This is a genomic window from Marinobacter sp. LV10MA510-1 (assembly GCF_002563885.1).
Lineage (GTDB): Bacteria > Pseudomonadota > Gammaproteobacteria > Pseudomonadales > Oleiphilaceae > Marinobacter.
Genome location: NZ_PDJA01000001.1, coordinates 71009 through 87914, shown reverse-complemented (window position 1 = coordinate 87914; position 16906 = coordinate 71009). Strand labels below are relative to the sequence as shown.

The following is a 16906-nucleotide window of genomic DNA, read 5'->3' as shown; positions in this document are numbered from 1 at the left end:
GCTCCTTTATTGCCAATTACTTTATCAGGTCTTCCGCGGGTTCGCGCTCGCGTTTTCTAAGCAGTTTTTTCACCCGCTCGGCCACCGCATCCGTCACCCGGCCGCTTAGTTGCAAGCTGGTCAGCAAGGCGGGGACATTCTCTTCAAGATTAATATTCAACACCACAGCACGGCCATCACCCACCTCAGGGCTGTTGCCTTTCAAATGCAGGCCCAGCATCAAGGTGCCGTTTTCGTCGTAATCAATATCACTGCTGAGAGCCGAATAACGAAAGTTCTCCAGAGCTTTCGACACTAACTCCATGGTTTGGTTTTTTTGCCCCAGGGCGCGCAGCCGTTCTGCACTCAATTGCAGCTGACCACCCGGTTCCAGCGCACCCAGGCGGCCACTTTTCACGCGCACGCCGGTGGCTGGGTCTACCAGCAGCGGAATGGTGCCGCTGAGTATGCCGGTACCAGCCAGGCCTTCTGCCGGATAAACCAACAGCAGCTGTGCCAGGCTCAGGCGATCCAGCTCTAAAGGCACGGTGACCGGAGCTGCGGCAAAATTCCAGCTTCCCGGCGCAATGCTCAGCTGCCCACCCAAGGCGCCGGCATTGGCTTGGGTTAAGGTAAGCTGGCCCGCCATTGGCTGTTGTGCTGGCCCACGGTAATCCCCGGCCAGGACGAGGGGCCCGAGTGGAATGCCGGGGTTGATCTCGTCCAAGGTCAACTGCGATGTCGATACCTGAAATTGGTCAGACTTCAAGGTGGCTTCAACCGTGCCATTCATGTTGCGCCATGCGGTACGATCCCAGGTACCGCCAACGTCCAGAAACACCAGCTTGCCATCCACAACCAACGGCTGGCCCGGCAGCAACTGTGCCTTCACATTGGCACTTACCGTACCGCCGCTGGCGTCAAGCAGTTCCGGCCAGGCCACAAGCACCCGCCCCAGGCCGTCAATTTCCCGCTTGCCACTCACCCGCATTTGCGCGTTGACAACAATGGCCTGTGCGGCCGCGGTGCCATAAGGAACTTTAAGATTGATATTGGCGGAGGTGCCGCTGTTCGCTTTGGCTATTCCCAACAATTGAAAGCCGTTCGTATCGGCTTTCGTTTTGCCGTTAAATTGCCAGCGCTGCGTCAGCAACTGAGGATGTTTTATCTGCTTGGCGCTTATGTCCAACGGCCCGCTGAATGTCAGTTTCTCCAACGTCATCGGGGCCGTTTTGAAGCCTGCCGTCAGGTTGTTGCCGGCCAGTGCCAATTGCGGATTTTGTAGCTCAAACGCCTCGGCATCATTGCCGCCCAGAGATTTAATCCGAGTAGCGGAAACCAGAGATGATTGGGCAAAGGTCAGATTCGCTTCTGTCGATGTCAGTTCACCGCTCATCAACAGAGCCAGTTCGGGCTTATCAATACGCCACTGGCCAACATCCAGCCGGGCCAGGTTTGCTGAAAGCCGGGTTTCGGCCAGCTGCACCTGCCAGGGCGCCGACGTAGAAATCGCCAAATGGGCGTCAAGGTTAATATCGGTCGCGCCGCGGCTGCGCAGGGCGACCTGCAACGGTAGAGGCGCATTCGCCGGGTTTTCGTTTGCACTCGTTTCATCGGCGCCAGCCTGGGCAGATGCCGTTCCAGGTAAAACGGAGGCCGGGCGTAAAGACAGCTCTAGCTGTTGCGGGCGCAACTGCACAGGCAATGCCGCAGCCCACTGCGCCGGCTGCGTTAGCATCAGGTCTGCGCTTAAGGTTTGAGGTTGCCAAGTGCCCTGGTTGAGCGCCAACGCCAAAGCCAAATCACCCTTTACACTGCCCAGGCCCGGCACCGGCCAGGGCTGTGGCACCCGGGCTTCGGCATTGACCGTGCCTGTTGCCTTCGTAAAAAAGCTCTGGCGTGGCCCCTGCAAATCCCAACGGACATTCACCGAGCCTTGCTCTGGCTGGGCAAAACCCGCCTCCTGGGGCAACGGCGTCCAGCTCTGAACCCAGGCAATCAGCCACTCCGCGTTGGGCAGTTCCGGCACGGAGAGGGACCCTTGCCAGTGCATTTCTGTGTTCGACTCAAGCGGGCGGTAACGGGTTTCCAGAGTCAGGTTGCGCGTACTGTCGATATCGACGGTCGCTGACATCTGCAATCCCTGCTCACCGGGTGCAGCACTATCCCCGCCACTCAACGCACTTCCTTCAGTCCAAGCACCTTCTTGCGTCGAAGCGAGCGTGGCAACAAAATCGACCCGGTGCCCTTGGTGCTCGAGCAGCAAACTCGCGTTTATAGGCAAACCATTGTCTGTTCCTTGAGCGCTGTGTTGAATATCAAGAGCTCCTTGCAGCGAACAACGGCCGCTGGCGCAAGGAAGGGTGGCCTGAAATTGCTGGACACGAACGCGTGAGGGCAGCCAATGTGTTTGCTGAAGAGTGAGCCGCGGCGGAATTTGTTCAAATAACGAAAAAGCGGGTGTTGCAGAAGAGTCATCAACGGCTGACTCAGGCTCGGTGGCAACAATCTCGAGTTCCAGCTGCTGCGCGTTCAGAGTATTCAACTGCGGCAACCAGTTTTGCCATTGCCACTTACCGCCACCGCCCCAGTGCCAGCCCAGAGTGATATCGCGAGCCTCTATGATAAGACGGCGTTCAGGGCCTAGCTGAATAGCCCGCAGTTCGCCGACCGACGCGCCGTGCAAACCCAACCGGGTAACCTGCCACTGAACCTGCTCAATGTTGTTCTGTGCCAGTATTGCTTCCCAGCTGTGCTTCACCCAAAAAGCACCGGCCACCAAAGCCAGCAGCACAATCAACAACAGAATAACCACCGTCGAGCGGGTTTTGTGTTTGCGCCCAGTGTCCATTGCGGAGTCCTTCCCCCGTATTTTTTTCACAATATATCTATGCGGCCCCGCGCCAGGCGCACCCGATTCTTGCGCTCCAGTTCTTTCAACAGGCGACTAACCACCTCCCGCGCGGTACCCAGCTCAATGGCCAGGTCCTGATGGGTAATCAACAGCGGGCTGCGCTCGGCCCGAGCCTGCAGCCACTCTTCGAGGCGTTCGTCCATGCGGCGAAAGGCCACCTCTTCCACTAATAGCATCAGGTCGTCCAGGCGGCGGCCGTAAGACTCCATGATACCCTGGCGAAAGCCGTCAGACTGGTCCATCAAAAGGTCGAACAAAGGCCGCGGCACCATGATCACCTCGGCTTCGTCTTCCACATTGGCTTCTGCACGGTAGCCAAAACCGGTCATCAGGCAGCCGATAGACAGGGTGCAGATATCGTTCGCGCCCATGCGGTAAAGCACAATGCTGTTGCCGGAAGCGCCGGTCATCTGCACTTTCACCACACCACTGAGCACCAGTGGCAAGCCCTGGCAGCGTTCGCCGGGATTGAACAGAATCTGGCCGGACGGGAATGTCATCACCTGGGTCTGCTCTGCAAACTGTTTCCGTAGCTGGGGCGCCAAAGTGTGCAGAATACTGTGTTGCGACATAAATCCTTCCTGGGTTTTGGGCGTTCACCACAACGCCGGGCCGGCGCATCCACTGTGACATTATCACTGACTTACAAGGGCGGCAGGTCTAAAATTCACATGGTCGCACTATTTCAATACAGGAGATCAGACTATGACCGTTAATATGGGATCTGCAGATCGAATCATCCGTGCAATCATCGGCATTGTACTGCTCGCGCTGGTGTTTGTCGGCCCGCAAACGCCTTGGGGCTGGATTGGTATTGTGCCGCTGGCCACCGCGTTGATCGGTAACTGCCCTGCCTACTCACTGCTAGGCATTAAAACCTGCAAAACGCCTTAAACACCAGGCGTAAAACAGCTATGGAACAACCGGGGACGGATTTTAAATCTGTCCCCTACCTACCCGCTACACCACATCTGCCCGCAGCTGCTCCAGCACAAACGCCTCCATCGCCTGGGCCGCCGGCGCCAGGGTGGTTACGCCGGCTCCGGCTTCAAGCATCGCCAGCAAAGAAATCATATTGGATATATAGAAGGCGCTGTTCTCCACCAACTCGGCCGCCGCGGTGTTCATCAATAACCGCGAGGTACCATTGCCAATCAGCTTTTCGCCGCGCAGGCGCTGCCAGTCCAAGGTTTTGTACTGGGCCCGGGCGTGGTCACGGCGACACACCACGCCAATTTTGTCCTCGAACAAATGGCTGTAGTGCAGCTCTTCGCTGTTTTGCCACAAACTGGTAATACCCAAGTCCACCTCGCCGCTAGCCACCATCTGGCACACATAATGGGCGTTTTCGTCGTGCAGGCTGATATTAAACTGGTGGTTCGGCCTGCAGCGCCGCCGGTAAACGGCTCGCGCCCCAACTACGATAAATCCGCTCGACTACCCGCTGCAGTTCTTCCTGGTCTACATCCGCCAGTTCGCCCCGCTCCAGGGGATCGAAATGAAAAATATACAGCCGCGATGCAAACTCTTCGAACGGCAATGAACCCTCACCAAAACGCTCACCACGGCCGGATGTACTCACCAGCACGCCGTCGCCCCAGTCTTGCCCGCTGTCGTTATTCGGGTTATAGAAGTACGCCCGCATTTTTCCTTCCGGGTCCAGCGCTACCCGCAGAATCGTAATTGCGTGCCAGCCAATAAATCGCCCGGCTCTGTCGGTTACCGCTATGCCTGCTGGCTGGGGGTGAATCAACGGCTGATTGCCGTTGTAATAGGGGTGATAACTGGCGTAAAAATGTCGCAAAAACTCGTCCAGATTGTCCAGATTTCCGGTGGCTACATCCACGTTAATGGCAAAGCCCCGGCCAGCAGACCAGCCGTGGAACTCAGGATTCACCCAGCGATGAGGGTCGCCCTCGCGGCCAATACATAAGCGCCCCATTTCCACGTAAATGCGATCCAGATGGGGCACCACCACCAGCGACACCGGGTCCAGATCAAGGGTTACCTCGGCGGCCAAACCGGCGGCACTGTGAGCCGACGACACCGGCACACCTTCAAAGTGCATAACGATTTCATTGTCCCGCGCGGCCCAGGTCACCATCTGCAATAGATAATCCGGGTCGTTATAGGCCCACATAGACAATGCCCGCGCCGACTGGCAAGTCGGATTGTTACCCTGGCCCACGCCCAAAGGCTGACCCAGCATGTTCAACACACCCTGAATTAACCAGGCATTGGCCTGGGGCTGATAGCCATAGGCCAGCTGCAGGCGTTCACGGGCCTCGGGACTTAGCGATAGCTTGGCCTGTCGCCAGAGCGCAGGCGCAACCGGCGGCTGGTAAAGAATTCCACGCTCCAGTAGCAACGCCATGCCGTAAAGGCCTTGGGCGGTCTCAGCGAAGATGCCTTCGGTAATCAGCGTGTGCACCAATTCCCGGTAACACAACAAACAGTCTCGGCCGGTACTGGAAAGCCCCAAAGCCGCGCTCAGAAGCGCATCCTGACCTTCATCCATAATAAAGCGTACAAAGCTGGCGTGATACGGCGACACAAGACCCGTATCGTGCATCGAGCGGGCAAAGCCGGTGGCTTCATTTTGCAGATTTTGCGCGTCCATCGCCTGCAGGCGCTGTTCGTAAACCACGATTCCAGGGTCTTCACTGCACGCCCGCGTGGGGCCATACAGGCTACTAATCAAACGTTCAGCGCCGCCGCCGGCTGCGCCTAAATCCACATTGGGGTCTGCACGACAAATGGCGATCTGGGTGATCATCTTGCGAATGCCCGACACGCGAATGGGCCGCTGCTGCAAAATGCGCCAGATTTCCTCAATCAGATTTTCAATCACATGCTCGTAGCCGATATTCTGGGCCACATACTGCACCACGGCTTCGCTGATTAACGACAGCTCGCCCTGCTCGCGTTCCGCTTCGCCGGTCATACCGAACAGCAGACCAAGGTTAATCGCCAACACCTGAATCAGATAATGCCTGGCCTGATCAGCAGACACCGACGGGTGTAAATAGAATTCGCGCACCACCGCCAGCAATCGCAATTCACTGAGCGCCTCAATCACAACCGTATCGGCGTTTTTGCTTTGCAGCGAATAAGTGGTCAGGGCCGGCACCAAAAGACCGGGTTCGGCCCAATCCGTGCCGTTAAAAATCCCCGCCTGCTCCAGGCGTTGAATCCGCGCCTCAACGGCCTCACAGCCACCAGGCTGAAGCAGCACCCGGCGGGCGCTACCAAATACCCTGGGTAATTTGCCAAACTTTGCCAGAGATTCGCTTTGTTCCAGCGCCCGAATGGCATCGTCCAGCTTGGCAACCAGTCTGTCGAGACTCACAGCCACAACCGTACTGTCCAATTGATAATCGTTCAAAGCCAGTTCCTCAGGGCCGTGCTACCGGCCCGGTGATGCATCGTGAAACGGTCGATGGGAGGTAAACACCAAAGCAGCCGGCATAACCTTTTGCATCCACCACTTCATTCGGAAGAGTGTGGTCGTTGATTCCTCCGTGGTTTTTGAATCAAACAACAGTATAGGGCCCTAGTGAACATTAAACCCGTGAGCAGGTTACAAAAGCTGAAATACTTTGCAAGGTCCAGCGTGACCAGCACAGTCTTTATGACCCTACGCGGATGCGTGCGGTTACCCAAGTGCGCGATGAAAAGATTGATTTTCTGCTTGCGGTAGGTGGCGGGTCGGTTATCGACGGCGCAAAATTTGTTGCAGCTGCCGCGCTGTTTGAAGGCGATGAGTGGGACATTTTGCTGCAAGGCGGCAACAACGTAGATAAAGCCTTGCCGTTTGGCGCGGTACTGACCCTGCCAGCCACCGGTTCGGAAATGAACCAGGGCGCGGTGGTTACTCGCAAGATGTTGGGCCACGAGCTCACCGCCCTGCATAACCTGGACCACGCACAAACCCTGGCCATTGTGCTGCCATCCATGCTGCGGGAACGCAAAGCCGCGAAGCAGGACAAACTGGTGCAATACGCCGAACGGGTCTGGAACATTACTGAGGGCAGCGCGGAACAAAAAGCCGACGCCGCTATCGACAAAACCCAGACGTTCTTCGAATCCATGGGCGTAAAAACCCACCTGGTTGATTACCAGCTGGGCGAAGAACACATTGAAGAACTCATCGACAGCCTGAAGAAAAACGGCATGAACAAATTGGGTGAAAACGGCGACGTAACACCCGACATGTGCCGCCGCGTATTGCAGCGGTCACTGCGTTAAACTGCAAAAACCTTCGGGTTTTTGATCAGATACCGATTTTGTCGCGCACCCCGTACCACCAGGAACCTATCACCGAATAGGGAACGCGGAACATGCGCCCACCAGGGAACGGATACCAGGGTACCTTGGCAAACACGTCGAACCGAGTCAGGTCGCCGTGGATTGCCTCGGCCAGGATGCGCCCGAAGGTGTGCGACCCGGTAACGCCATGGCCGCTGTAGCCGTGGGCGAAATAGGTGTTCCCGCCGATGCGGCCCATCTGGGGGACGCGGCTGAACGAGAGGGCGAAATTACCGCTCCAAGCATAGTCGATCCTGACCCCTTTAAGCTGCGGGAACACCTTGTCCATGTTGCGCTGCAACTTGGCTTTGATGTCACTGGGATCTGCGCCACCATATACCGTGCCGCCGCCAAACAGCAGGCGATTGTCGCCAGACAGGCGATAGTAATCGAGGATATAGCGGATATCCTCGACGCAGGCATCCGTCGGTATCAACTCCCGCGCACGGGCCTCGCCCAAAGGCTCGGTCGCCATCACCTGCGTTGACACCGGCATCACTCGTGAAGTGAGCGTTGGCACCACGTGGCCCAAATAAGCATTACCGCACAGAACCAGCGTCTTGCAGGTCATGGTGCCTTTGGCCGTTCTAACCACTGGCTGAGCCGCCCCGTGATCAACGTCGATCACCGGCGACATCTCATAGATCGTTCCACCGTTCTGCTCAAACGCCGCTGCCTCGCCCAGGGCCAGATTCAACGGGTGCATATGGCCGCCGGAATGGTCGATCAGCCCGCCTGCGTAGAGGTCAGAATTCACGTGCTCGCGCAGTTGGTTCTTGTCCAGCATCTCCTGATTTTTGAGGCCGTAGCTGGCCCAAAGCTTCATCCGTTCTTCCAGCTCGCCCATATGAGCGCTGGTCAAACCGGTAAAGATGTTCTTTTCTTTCAAATCGCATTGGATGTCGTAGGTGCTGATTCGTTCGCGGATAATTTCGCCACCTTCCTGCACAAGACCGGCGACGAATGTGGCCGTGTCTTGCCCATAGCGCTTCTTGATCGTTTGCAGACTGGCGTTCAGCCCGTTAACGATCTGCCCGCCATTGCGTCCCGAGGCGCCCCATCCAACCCGCGCGCCCTCAATGATGGCAACCTTGTAGCCTTTTTCTGCCAGGTAAAGCCCCGTCGAGAGCCCGCTGTATCCGGCGCCGACGACGCAGACGTCTATTTGATGATCGCCGGCCAGTTCCGGCCGTTCCGGCGCGGCATTAGCCGAGGCGGCGTAGTAACTTGGGGTGTGGCTGCCGTCACCGGCGTAAGAGTGATTCTGGGAGTTCATCACACAATCTCCAGGTAGCTGTCATATTCAAACTTGGTCACGTAACGGGCAAATTTACGCAATTCCTGCATCTTGCATTCGACCAACATGGTTTGCAGCCGTTTGGAGAAGATGGTCGGCACATCGGCACCCTTGCGAAAGGCGTCGATGGCGGTTGCCCAGTCCAGCGGCAGATTGTCCAGATTCATCGAATACGCGTTTCCGGTGATGGGTGCCGCCGGCTGCATCTCGTTCTCGATGCCGAGCAGAGCCCCACCCAAAATGCTGGCCAGCACAAGGTAGGGGTTGGCATCGGCGCCAGCGACGCGATGCTCTATACGCCGTGCTTTTGAATCACCGCCGGGAATGCGGATGGCCGCGGTGCGGTTTTCATAGCCCCAAGAGACGCTTGTCGGCGCGTGGGCGCCGGGCAGCAAGCGGCGGTATGAATTTTCGTGGGGCGCAAACGTCAGCGTGTTTTGCTGCATCGTGGCCAACAATCCGGCCACCGCGTTCAGCAACAGCGGTGTGCCCTCGTCGCCGCCGTTGTCGAACACGTTCGTCCCGTTTTCATCAATCAATGAGAAATGCGTGTGAAAACCGCTGCCAGACAGGTCGCCGTAAGGTTTCGCCATGAAGGTAGCCGCAAGCTCGTGCTTGCGGGCAATGCCGCGCACGAGCCGCTTGAACAGCACGGCATCGTCGGCAGCGCGCAAAGGGTCGGCAACGTGGCGCATGTTGATCTCAAACTGACCCGCCCCGTTTTCCGAAATCGCAGCATCTGCAGGAATGCCCTGCAATTCGCAGGCATCGTAAACGTCGTTCAGAAATTCATCGAAGTGCTGCAATTCGTCCAGCGACATCGCGCCGTCGGATTCCAGACGTTTGCCGGTGACCGGAGATCGCGGCGCCTGCGGATAATCTTGCGAGGGATCGACCAGATAGAATTCCAGCTCGGTCGCCACCACAGGCGTCAGTCCGCGCTCCTTGTATTGCTCGGCAACGCGCGCCAGAGCCCTGCGCGGATCGCCCGGAAACGGTTCACCGTCTTCTTGCCGCATCCACAGCATCGCCAGCGCCGTCGGGCGACTGGTCCAGGTGATCGGCATCAATTGACGGCCAGTAAAATCGCACAAGCCATCGGAATCGCCCGTCTAGAAAACCAGCTCACTGTTTTCGACATCTTCGCCCCAGATATCCATGCCGACAATCGACAATGGCATCCGTAGCCCGCCCTCTATTACCTTGGACAACTGATCAACTGGAACACGCTTGCCACGCATGGTGCCGTTCAAATCGCAAACGCAGGCAAAAATGGAATCAATCTCAGGATGCTGTGCCAGCCAAATTTCGGCCTTATTGTCAGACATGCGTCACCTTTCAATACCGTTGTGAACTACCAACACTAAATCGAAGATTTTGAGTTGGTGTCTGGGTAAACCTACTACGCGGCCATCGGCTGCGTAGCATTTTCCCGTCTAATAACGACGGACTTATATGGCATAAGCTCCATCATTATGGGGTTGAACACACACCCCTTACAGGCTAGCCCAAAGGCGTCACCCGTTGCTTTTCTGAGGATATTTAGAGCGCCGTTGATGTCGGCGTTTATAATCCCGTGCTTGCTTTGATACAGCCCTCTCCGAATTCGCTTTCCGCTGAACAAAGGTACGACATTTTTGGGTTTTTCCCCATAAACAGGTAGGACGTCATTATCCAAGGCGGACGCCTTAGAAGTATATGACTCTTCCTGAATAACGGTGGCAATACCCAGGTTTTGGCACTTGTATTGGATTTGAGCGATCAAAATGGAATGCGGAATATCGACAAATTTCTGGTTGTTCACTTTCCCGATATTGATCTCTTGTTTCCAATTCACGTTGTAGCCAATAACCAGCGTGCCGATATTGTTTTCCAGGCAATAAGAGGCAACCTTGCTGGACGCTCTGTGCAGCAAGTCTTTCATCCGGCGATGACGCTTGTTGGTCACAGCGCGAACGCCCGGCTGATCCGTTGCGAGTGCGATGAGGTTGTTGATGCCTAAATCGATCCCGGCCTTGCGGGATTTGTCGAGAAGACGGCAGAAACGGCCCGCCTCCACGATTTTTGATTCGTCGTAGATGAGTTCGATTATAAAGCAGTTGCCTTTGGGTACGATGCGCACTTCAAGAGCAACGGTGTCGCCCACCAAAGCGTTCCAGTTCTGCGAAAAACGAAACTGTGTTTTGACCGGGGGGAGCTTGGCGTACAGCTCTCGGTTGTTTTTCTTGAGCCATTTATCAGCGTCGCGGTGCGACAGCGTTTGATCTTTGCCTTCAGGGTGGTGCTGCATCAAATAGGAGGTGGCGTTTTTGATTCTGCGAACAATCTGAGTACAAACGCCGGCCCCACGAAACGCCTCATGCGGCTTCCGAATGACAATCTGTTGGGTACGGATATGCGTTGATTTCTCTTTGCTCATGCGGATAATATTACAGCCAGCCAAAATTGGTGTCAATGTTTATACAGTGGTATTTTAGTATGAAAAGAAGCCATAATTCCTGCATCTACAAACTCCAATATCATTTGGTCCTGGTGACCAAATACCGACACAAATGCCTGAATGACGAGATGCTGCTCTGGCTTGAAGATGAGTTTATCCGACTGTTAAGCGCCGATGATTGCGGTCTGGACGAGCTCAATGGCGAGACGGATCATATTCACGCGCTCATCACGCTTCACCCGATGATCACGCCGGCAAAGCTGATCAACACGCTGAAAACCGTCAGCAGCCGGATGATTAAGAAAGAGTATGGGGCGCAACTCAAGCAGTACTACTGGGGCACAAACGCGCTTTGGAGCCGATCGTACTGTTTATTGTCGGTGGGTGGCGCACCGATCAGCGTTCTTCGTGCGTACATCGAAAACCAAGACCGACCAAAATAGGCGCTATCCATCCAACACTAAATCAGAGATTTTGAATTGGAATTCCGCGCAGTTCATTAAAGGGCGCCATCTTGCAGGCGGCCGGAACCTGCCTGCATTGCCAGATACCTATAAAAACTTTTCCTAATTTCGTATCACGAAGCGCGCCATCCAGTCTGCAATCGCCAGGGAGTCCGTGGCTGCGGAAGGCCCAACCAGCTCATCCAGCGCCTGGTCAGCGTCACCTTCCGGCAAAGACTGACCTCGAAGATGACGAACAAGCCGTGTTTCAAACGTCACATCGAATTCGGGGTGTGCCTGAAAGGTTAAAATGCGATTGTCGTATTGCAGAGCCGCGTAGGGACAAAACGCAGAAAACGCCAGAACATTGGCTTGATCGGGCTTCACCACCACTTGGTCCTGGTGCATCGCACTGAGGGTAAATTCGTTGCTATTCGGCTTCACGGCGCTTACCCCGGGAAGCAACTCGTAATGGTGCAGGCCAGCGCCCCAACCTTCAGAGTACTTATCCACAGAGCCACCGAAGGCCTCAGCAATAATCTGGTGGCCAAAACAGATACCCAGCATGGGGCGGTCGGCTTGGTAAATGTCCAGAATCAGCAACTTCAGGCGTCGCATCCAAGGCAGATCTTCATAAACATTCGCCTTCGAGCCGGTTATAACCCAAGCATCGCAGTCACTGGCCGAGCCGGGAAAGTCGTCGTCACGTACCTCAAACGTTGCATAGTCAAATTCATAGCCGGCCCGTTTGAACAGATCTTTGAACATGTCAGCGTAAGAGCCGAATTCGGGTAGCAGATTGTCCGGCGTAATACCGGCGGCAAGAATGCCAACTTTCAAGGTCATCCGGGTTCTCCAATAACACAGAGCCCGCTAATCACCAGAACCGCGGGAATTTCCGCTGTAACCAATGACCGGCCAGGCAGGCGTACTCAAGGCACATAATGGGTGTGGGTTATAATAGCTGTGTTGGCTTTCAAAAGGCTCTAATCCTAAACACAACGAATTGGGCCTGGATAACGCATAACCAACTCATCAGCCGTTAGCAACAGGAAGCCCTCGGCTTGAGCTTGAGCCACAAGAATGCGATCAAACGGATCTTTATGTATATCAGGGAGATGACCAACCGCAAGGGTATGCTGAGATGTGATAGGCAGTTCACGATACCCATTTTCAACCAAGCCACGACGTAAGAGGTGTGGATCTACCTTAAAATCCTCACGGCCCAGGCCATTTTTTATAACAACTTCCCACAAACTGGCCGCGCTAAAGTACAGCGTATTTTCCTGATCAAGTATTAATTCTTTAGCCTCTGGCGAAAGCTGCATCGCATCCGAAGCCGCCCACAATAAAATGTGGGTATCGAGCAATAGATTCACATCAGCCCCCAAACATCTCGGCAATACAATCCTGCCCCATACGATCAAAATCATCAGGAATGTTAAGCTGTCCCTTCAGAAAGCCCACACGCTTCTGTTGCGCGAACTCGGGCGCATCAATCGCGGTTACTCGTGCAACAGGCTTGCCCGCTTTTGCGATGATAAACGCTTCACCTTTCTGCGCCCTTGCCACCAACTGGGACAAACGGGTTTTAGCTTCATGCATATTGACAGATTCCATAGGCCACCCTATTAAACTTAGTTCTTACACCTTAGTTTATCTCTCCTGCGCAAACTTTTCCTCTATCGCATTCAAGTCCATGTAATTATAAGTTTAAGTAATGACCACACGTGATGAACGCTGCAAGCTATTCTATGTGTGCCTCTTTGGCAGACGTAGAAATTGAAAATGCGAATAACACACACTCTAAATAGTTGAGAATTATGATCAAAAAAAATCTTCTGGCTTTAGCCATTGCAGCCTTACCAATCAGCGCCATGGCAGAAATCACCCAGGCCACCCTCTACCCCTCCCATGGCGACCTGACCTGGCAAGAAACTCAAACGGTGAAACAGGGAAATGGCGTTATTGCTATTGACCGCCTGCCCGTCAGCCTGCAGGACCAAAGTGTGCGCGTATCACTGGGCGGAGTCGCCGGTGCGCAAATCCAGCAGATTGAGATTGGCCGCATTGAGCAAGCCGGGTACATCTCAGAACAAACCCAGCGGTTGCGTAACGAGCTGACCCAAGTGCAAGAACAACTTCAGGCGCAAGAAGACGCGATTCAAGCCTGGAACCAGCAAGTCACCCTGATGACCAAAGCCGCCGAGAACCCGCACGAACTGTCGGCCACCCAATTGAGCGACATGGCTGCCGCCTTGAAGCAGACAACATTGGAAGCACTGGCAGAAATTCGCGGCATACGCACCCAAATGCGTGACGACATAGCCCTGAAAGATCGCCTGGAACGGGAACTGTCACAAGCGCAGCAAAACGCCCGGGCCAGCAAAACAGCACAGATTCATTACCGCGCCCCTGCCGGTGGCGATTTGACCATCACACTGGAATTCCAAAGCAACGAAGCGCGCTGGCGCAGCGAATACAACGCCCAACTGAACTCCCGGGTAGCGGGTCAGGAAGGCAGCGACCAAAAAAGCGGTGAACTAACGCTACAACATCTCGCCGTTGTGCAGCAGACCACCGGTGATGACTGGAGCAACGTTGAACTGCAACTATCAACCGCCAATGCCCGGCGTGGAACCAACATGCCAGCTCTGGATTCCTGGGTGGTTAGCCCGGCACAGCCTGATTTGCTGGAGCGCCAGATGAAATCTTCCGCCCTCATGCTTAACAGCAGCGCCACGGCCGAATCCCAGGCAGACTTCGGCGCCAGCGTAGAGCGCCAAAGCACCTTTACCCAGAGCTACCGCTTGGCGCAGCCTGTCAGCGTTCCAAGCGGCGGCAATGGCCAGCGCCTTATCGTAGCCGAGCACACAGTAGCGGTGGAAATGGCAGTATGGACAGCACCGGCGTATGACCCAACAGGCTATGTGCACGCCACGGGGATATTCACCGCCGATGCCCCCATACCCGCCGGCCCCGTGCAGCTGTTCCGCGATGGCCAGAGTGTCGGCAGTACCTACCTGCCTGAAATGACCAACGGCGAAGAACTGCGCCTGGGCTTCGGTGTGGATGAAGCCATACGGGTTGCCGTCATCAACGAGACTGAACGCACCGGCGAAGAAGGCATCTGGAAAAGCGAACAGGTACAACGCCGGCAAAACCGCTTTGAAATCACCAATCATCACGACGAGGCTGTAAACGTGCGGATATTTGACCGCATGCCGGTGTCGCAAATCGACATCCTCACCGTAGAACCGCTGCAAATAAGCGAACCGGTAGAACGCAACGTCGACGACAAAAAAGGCGTATTAGCGTGGAACCGCACCGTACCGGCTGGCGAAACAGTCAGCGTGCAATCCGGATTTGAAGTGCGCGTGCCACAGGGCAAACAGCTGCCCGATCTGTAAAGCGGAAAATAGCAAACCATCACCCTGGCGACTAAATCTGTCGCCTTTACTAGCATACAGGCGCTCATCGGTTTACCCGCCAACAAAGCAACGGCGCAAATGATCAAACTGAGTCAAACAACAGGGGTGGTTGGACGTGCTAATAGATCCAGCACTCAAAGAACAGAAAGCCGAAACTATTCCTGTGAATTATTGAGGTGTTCAATGCGTTTATAGCAGTTTGCGAGACTAATTGTGAAACCATAAGGCTTCGCTGATAGCTCTGCGCCGTAGTGAACAAAGAATTGAAACCGGTAAAATTAGCTGACGGCTACGCTTTGGGCTTTTGCTATCATTTGCCGCTGCTCTTCAATAGTTTCTTTTACTACTTTACTGAAAAAATCACTTTTTTCTTCAGAAGACGCATGACGCATAAAGTCAGCAAAAGGCGTTGATTGAACTTTTTCGCGTTTCGATGCTGCCATTTCTTTCTCCTTCTTATCTTAAACCGACTATCATCTCTAGAGTTTCGCGATTGTACTTTTTACCTAGCAGAGCGTCAATATCAGTCACATCGAAGCACGGCATATTATTCTGACCGTCAATGTTTTTTTCTATGAACGTTATATCTATTTGATTTTTAAAAACTTTTTTAAGATCGCTAACAACTCGCTGGGACTCAATAAACTGCTCGACAAAAACCTCTTTCGGAACTCGTCTTCCCTCAACGGCCTCTCTTGCTTGCACCAAACGCCACGCCTGAGCAGGTTCTTGGTAGACAAAAATCACAAAAACACTCCGGTCACGCTTCAACGAACGCTCTATATTACTTTTTGCCTTATCAAAGCTCGACAGGGTCGAGTCCAAAACAAAACTAACACCTCGCTGCAAAGCTCGGTCATGAATTGCTTCAACCAAGAGCGTTGCGGGGGTCTGGAACAAAGGTGAATTTAAACCAGTATACTCTTCGAACTCTTTCCTCAGCTCATCATTCTCAATATGAACTAACTCAACACCCGAACTATCGCGAAACATCTTTATCATCTGCCTGGCAGTCTCTGTCTTGCCTGCGTCTGGTGAGCCGGCCATAAAAACAGAGACCGCGGCGGCTTCCTGAGGAAGGTGGTCGACTATTTTCCTCGCAATCTTTTTTTTAATTTTTTTCGCTATTGCAATAGCGGTGTCCGTGACCTGCTGATCGCTCATGTTTGGTTAACTCTTCTACGTAATTAAAGATCGTTATTCTGCTAGCGTGCCCAAAGGTAAACAGCTGCCCGATTTATAAACCGGAAAACAGCAAACCATCACCCTGGCGACTGAATCTGTCGCCTTGACCGGCTATGCTATGTCGATCCATCAACGGCAAGCCGCGAGGCGATTGAACGTTGGTTGAAAAACAACGAATTTATTGACCCTTGAATCAATCACTCCGGGTGAGCCCCATCTGCCAAAAGTCGATTTCAAGGCGGGTAGCGTCACTGAATATTCTAGTCAGTTGATCGAACCTGGCGGGGGAAACGTCGGCCAACCTGTCGTTCAACCAGCGTATCTCTGACTGCATGGCTTCCTGAAACTCGGTGCTTTCGTACATGGTAATCCAGGCATCATACGGATTGCTGTCGCCCCGAATGGTTTCCGCCCGGCTGTTCAGCCAGTTGGCGATTTCACCGTAACCCACCATGCAGGGCGAAAGCGCCACGTGCAGATCCAACAGGTCACCGCGGTTGCCGGTATCCAGCACATAACGCGTGTACGCCAGGGTTGCTCGGGCTTCCGGCAGGTTGGCAAGCTCCTGCTCTGAAATACCCCACTCCTTGCAATAACGAATGTGCAAATCCAGCTCGATATCCACAATCGCTTTCAACCCTTCTTTGGCCTGTTTCAGGTCAGACAACGTCGGGCTTTTGTATACCGCCAGGCCATAGGCACGGGCGAACTGAATCAGAAACAGATAATCCTGCTTCAGGTAATGCTGAAAGGCTTCTGGGGCAAGCGATGCATCGCCCAGCTGCTGCACAAAGCTGTGCTGGATGTAAGCGTGCCATTCGGCATGGCAGCTGTTTTTTAGATCTTCAAATTGGTAGGGCATTTTGTTTCCTTGTTAATAGTGACATCCGATTTTTGGGTACACGCTGG

18 protein-coding genes are annotated in these 16906 nt (G+C 54.4%); 4 read left to right on the top strand and 14 right to left on the bottom strand.

What is annotated here, in order from left to right; translation table 11 throughout:
• Positions 1–16 precede the first annotated feature (16 nt).
• Complete coding sequence (locus ATI45_RS00405; RefSeq protein WP_098417798.1) at positions 17–2830, bottom strand: intermembrane phospholipid transport protein YdbH family protein; 2814 nt, start codon at positions 2828–2830, stop codon at positions 17–19.
• Positions 2831–2856: 26 nt separating this feature from the next.
• The gene (locus ATI45_RS00400; protein ID WP_098417797.1) at positions 2857–3465 is read right to left on the bottom strand and encodes a Crp/Fnr family transcriptional regulator; all 609 of its coding nucleotides are present in this window, start codon (positions 3463–3465) and stop codon (positions 2857–2859) included.
• A gap of 133 nt (positions 3466–3598) precedes the next feature.
• Here ATI45_RS00400 and ATI45_RS00395 point away from each other — a divergent pair, with 133 nt between their 5' ends.
• Positions 3599–3787, top strand: coding sequence for a DUF2892 domain-containing protein (locus ATI45_RS00395; RefSeq protein ID WP_098417796.1), 189 nt, complete (start codon positions 3599–3601; stop codon positions 3785–3787).
• Positions 3788–3853: 66 nt separating this feature from the next.
• Here ATI45_RS00395 and ATI45_RS00390 read toward each other — a convergent pair whose 3' ends face one another.
• Together ATI45_RS00390 and ATI45_RS00385 are read right to left on the bottom strand one after the other, a co-directional pair.
• Complete coding sequence (locus tag ATI45_RS00390) at positions 3854–4219, bottom strand: LysR substrate-binding domain-containing protein (RefSeq protein ID WP_267284046.1); 366 nt, start codon at positions 4217–4219, stop codon at positions 3854–3856.
• 40 nt (positions 4220–4259) lie between these two features.
• Positions 4260–6278 carry a hypothetical protein gene (locus ATI45_RS00385; RefSeq protein WP_098417795.1) on the bottom strand — a complete coding sequence of 673 codons (2019 nt, stop codon included), beginning with the start codon at positions 6276–6278 and terminating at the stop codon, positions 4260–4262.
• Between the two features lie 260 nt (positions 6279–6538).
• On the opposite strand from ATI45_RS00385, the gene ATI45_RS00380 reads away from it, so the two are divergent.
• Entirely contained in the window at positions 6539–7141 is a 603-nt protein-coding gene (locus tag ATI45_RS00380; RefSeq protein ID WP_228706148.1) for an iron-containing alcohol dehydrogenase, read from the top strand.
• 25 nt (positions 7142–7166) lie between these two features.
• Here ATI45_RS00380 and ATI45_RS00375 read toward each other — a convergent pair whose 3' ends face one another.
• The 4 genes from ATI45_RS00375 to ATI45_RS00365 form a co-directional block, all read right to left on the bottom strand.
• A complete protein-coding gene (locus ATI45_RS00375; protein ID WP_098417794.1) occupies positions 7167–8477 on the bottom strand; it encodes an NAD(P)/FAD-dependent oxidoreductase in 1311 nt (436 codons plus the stop codon).
• Positions 8477–9565 carry a glutamine synthetase family protein gene (locus ATI45_RS00370; protein WP_228736040.1) on the bottom strand — a complete coding sequence of 363 codons (1089 nt, stop codon included), beginning with the start codon at positions 9563–9565 and terminating at the stop codon, positions 8477–8479. The genes ATI45_RS00375 and ATI45_RS00370 overlap by 1 nt, the downstream gene beginning before the upstream one ends.
• A gap of 45 nt (positions 9566–9610) precedes the next feature.
• Positions 9611–9826 (bottom strand): hypothetical protein, encoded by a 216-nt coding sequence (locus ATI45_RS22480; RefSeq protein WP_228735897.1) that lies wholly within the window; start codon positions 9824–9826, stop codon positions 9611–9613.
• A gap of 74 nt (positions 9827–9900) precedes the next feature.
• The gene (locus ATI45_RS00365; RefSeq protein WP_228735896.1) at positions 9901–10917 is read right to left on the bottom strand and encodes an IS200/IS605 family accessory protein TnpB-related protein; all 1017 of its coding nucleotides are present in this window, start codon (positions 10915–10917) and stop codon (positions 9901–9903) included.
• A gap of 59 nt (positions 10918–10976) precedes the next feature.
• On the opposite strand from ATI45_RS00365, the gene tnpA reads away from it, so the two are divergent.
• Complete coding sequence (gene tnpA, locus ATI45_RS00360) at positions 10977–11381, top strand: IS200/IS605 family transposase (protein WP_098417793.1); 405 nt, start codon at positions 10977–10979, stop codon at positions 11379–11381.
• A 123-nt stretch (positions 11382–11504) separates the two neighbouring features.
• Here the strand turns inward: tnpA and ATI45_RS00355 are convergent, their stop codons facing one another.
• From ATI45_RS00355 to ATI45_RS00345, 3 genes are all read right to left on the bottom strand, one after another.
• Positions 11505–12227: a glutamine amidotransferase-related protein gene (locus tag ATI45_RS00355; protein ID WP_098417792.1), complete on the bottom strand. Its 723-nt coding sequence runs from the start codon at positions 12225–12227 to the stop codon at positions 11505–11507.
• Positions 12228–12373: 146 nt separating this feature from the next.
• A complete protein-coding gene (locus ATI45_RS00350) occupies positions 12374–12760 on the bottom strand; it encodes a type II toxin-antitoxin system VapC family toxin (RefSeq protein ID WP_098417791.1) in 387 nt (128 codons plus the stop codon).
• Position 12761: 1 nt separating this feature from the next.
• Positions 12762–13001 carry a type II toxin-antitoxin system Phd/YefM family antitoxin gene (locus tag ATI45_RS00345; RefSeq protein WP_098417790.1) on the bottom strand — a complete coding sequence of 80 codons (240 nt, stop codon included), beginning with the start codon at positions 12999–13001 and terminating at the stop codon, positions 12762–12764.
• A 203-nt stretch (positions 13002–13204) separates the two neighbouring features.
• Here ATI45_RS00345 and ATI45_RS00340 point away from each other — a divergent pair, with 203 nt between their 5' ends.
• Complete coding sequence (locus ATI45_RS00340) at positions 13205–14791, top strand: DUF4139 domain-containing protein (RefSeq protein ID WP_098417789.1); 1587 nt, start codon at positions 13205–13207, stop codon at positions 14789–14791.
• Positions 14792–15090: 299 nt separating this feature from the next.
• Here the strand turns inward: ATI45_RS00340 and ATI45_RS22120 are convergent, their stop codons facing one another.
• The 3 genes from ATI45_RS22120 to tenA form a co-directional block, all read right to left on the bottom strand.
• The gene (locus ATI45_RS22120) at positions 15091–15255 is read right to left on the bottom strand and encodes a hypothetical protein (protein WP_179888366.1); all 165 of its coding nucleotides are present in this window, start codon (positions 15253–15255) and stop codon (positions 15091–15093) included.
• 13 nt (positions 15256–15268) lie between these two features.
• Entirely contained in the window at positions 15269–15976 is a 708-nt protein-coding gene (locus ATI45_RS00335) for a zeta toxin family protein (RefSeq protein ID WP_098417788.1), read from the bottom strand.
• 214 nt (positions 15977–16190) lie between these two features.
• Positions 16191–16859: a thiaminase II gene (gene tenA / locus ATI45_RS00330; protein WP_098417787.1), complete on the bottom strand. Its 669-nt coding sequence runs from the start codon at positions 16857–16859 to the stop codon at positions 16191–16193.
• Positions 16860–16906: the final 47 nt, after the last annotated feature.

Bases quoted from the DNA above. Each gene is read 5' to 3' on its own strand.
- ATI45_RS00405 (WP_098417798.1), bottom strand. From the start codon at position 2,830: ATGGACACTGGGCGCAAACACAAAACCCGCTCGACGGTGGTTATTCTG.
- ATI45_RS00400 (WP_098417797.1), bottom strand. From the start codon at position 3,465: ATGTCGCAACACAGTATTCTGCACACTTTGGCGCCCCAGCTACGGAAA.
- ATI45_RS00395 (WP_098417796.1), top strand. From the start codon at position 3,599: ATGACCGTTAATATGGGATCTGCAGATCGAATCATCCGTGCAATCATC.
- ATI45_RS00390 (WP_267284046.1), bottom strand. From the start codon at position 4,219: ATGGTGGCTAGCGGCGAGGTGGACTTGGGTATTACCAGTTTGTGGCAA.
- ATI45_RS00380 (WP_228706148.1), top strand. From the start codon at position 6,539: ATGCGTGCGGTTACCCAAGTGCGCGATGAAAAGATTGATTTTCTGCTT.
- ATI45_RS00375 (WP_098417794.1), bottom strand. From the start codon at position 8,477: ATGAACTCCCAGAATCACTCTTACGCCGGTGACGGCAGCCACACCCCA.
- ATI45_RS00370 (WP_228736040.1), bottom strand. From the start codon at position 9,565: ATGCCGATCACCTGGACCAGTCGCCCGACGGCGCTGGCGATGCTGTGG.
- ATI45_RS22480 (WP_228735897.1), bottom strand. From the start codon at position 9,826: ATGTCTGACAATAAGGCCGAAATTTGGCTGGCACAGCATCCTGAGATT.
- ATI45_RS00365 (WP_228735896.1), bottom strand. From the start codon at position 10,917: ATGAGCAAAGAGAAATCAACGCATATCCGTACCCAACAGATTGTCATT.
- tnpA (WP_098417793.1), top strand. From the start codon at position 10,977: ATGAAAAGAAGCCATAATTCCTGCATCTACAAACTCCAATATCATTTG.
- ATI45_RS00355 (WP_098417792.1), bottom strand. From the start codon at position 12,227: ATGACCTTGAAAGTTGGCATTCTTGCCGCCGGTATTACGCCGGACAAT.
- ATI45_RS00345 (WP_098417790.1), bottom strand. From the start codon at position 13,001: ATGGAATCTGTCAATATGCATGAAGCTAAAACCCGTTTGTCCCAGTTG.
- ATI45_RS00340 (WP_098417789.1), top strand. From the start codon at position 13,205: ATGATCAAAAAAAATCTTCTGGCTTTAGCCATTGCAGCCTTACCAATC.
- ATI45_RS22120 (WP_179888366.1), bottom strand. From the start codon at position 15,255: ATGGCAGCATCGAAACGCGAAAAAGTTCAATCAACGCCTTTTGCTGAC.
- ATI45_RS00335 (WP_098417788.1), bottom strand. From the start codon at position 15,976: ATGAGCGATCAGCAGGTCACGGACACCGCTATTGCAATAGCGAAAAAA.
- tenA (WP_098417787.1), bottom strand. From the start codon at position 16,859: ATGCCCTACCAATTTGAAGATCTAAAAAACAGCTGCCATGCCGAATGG.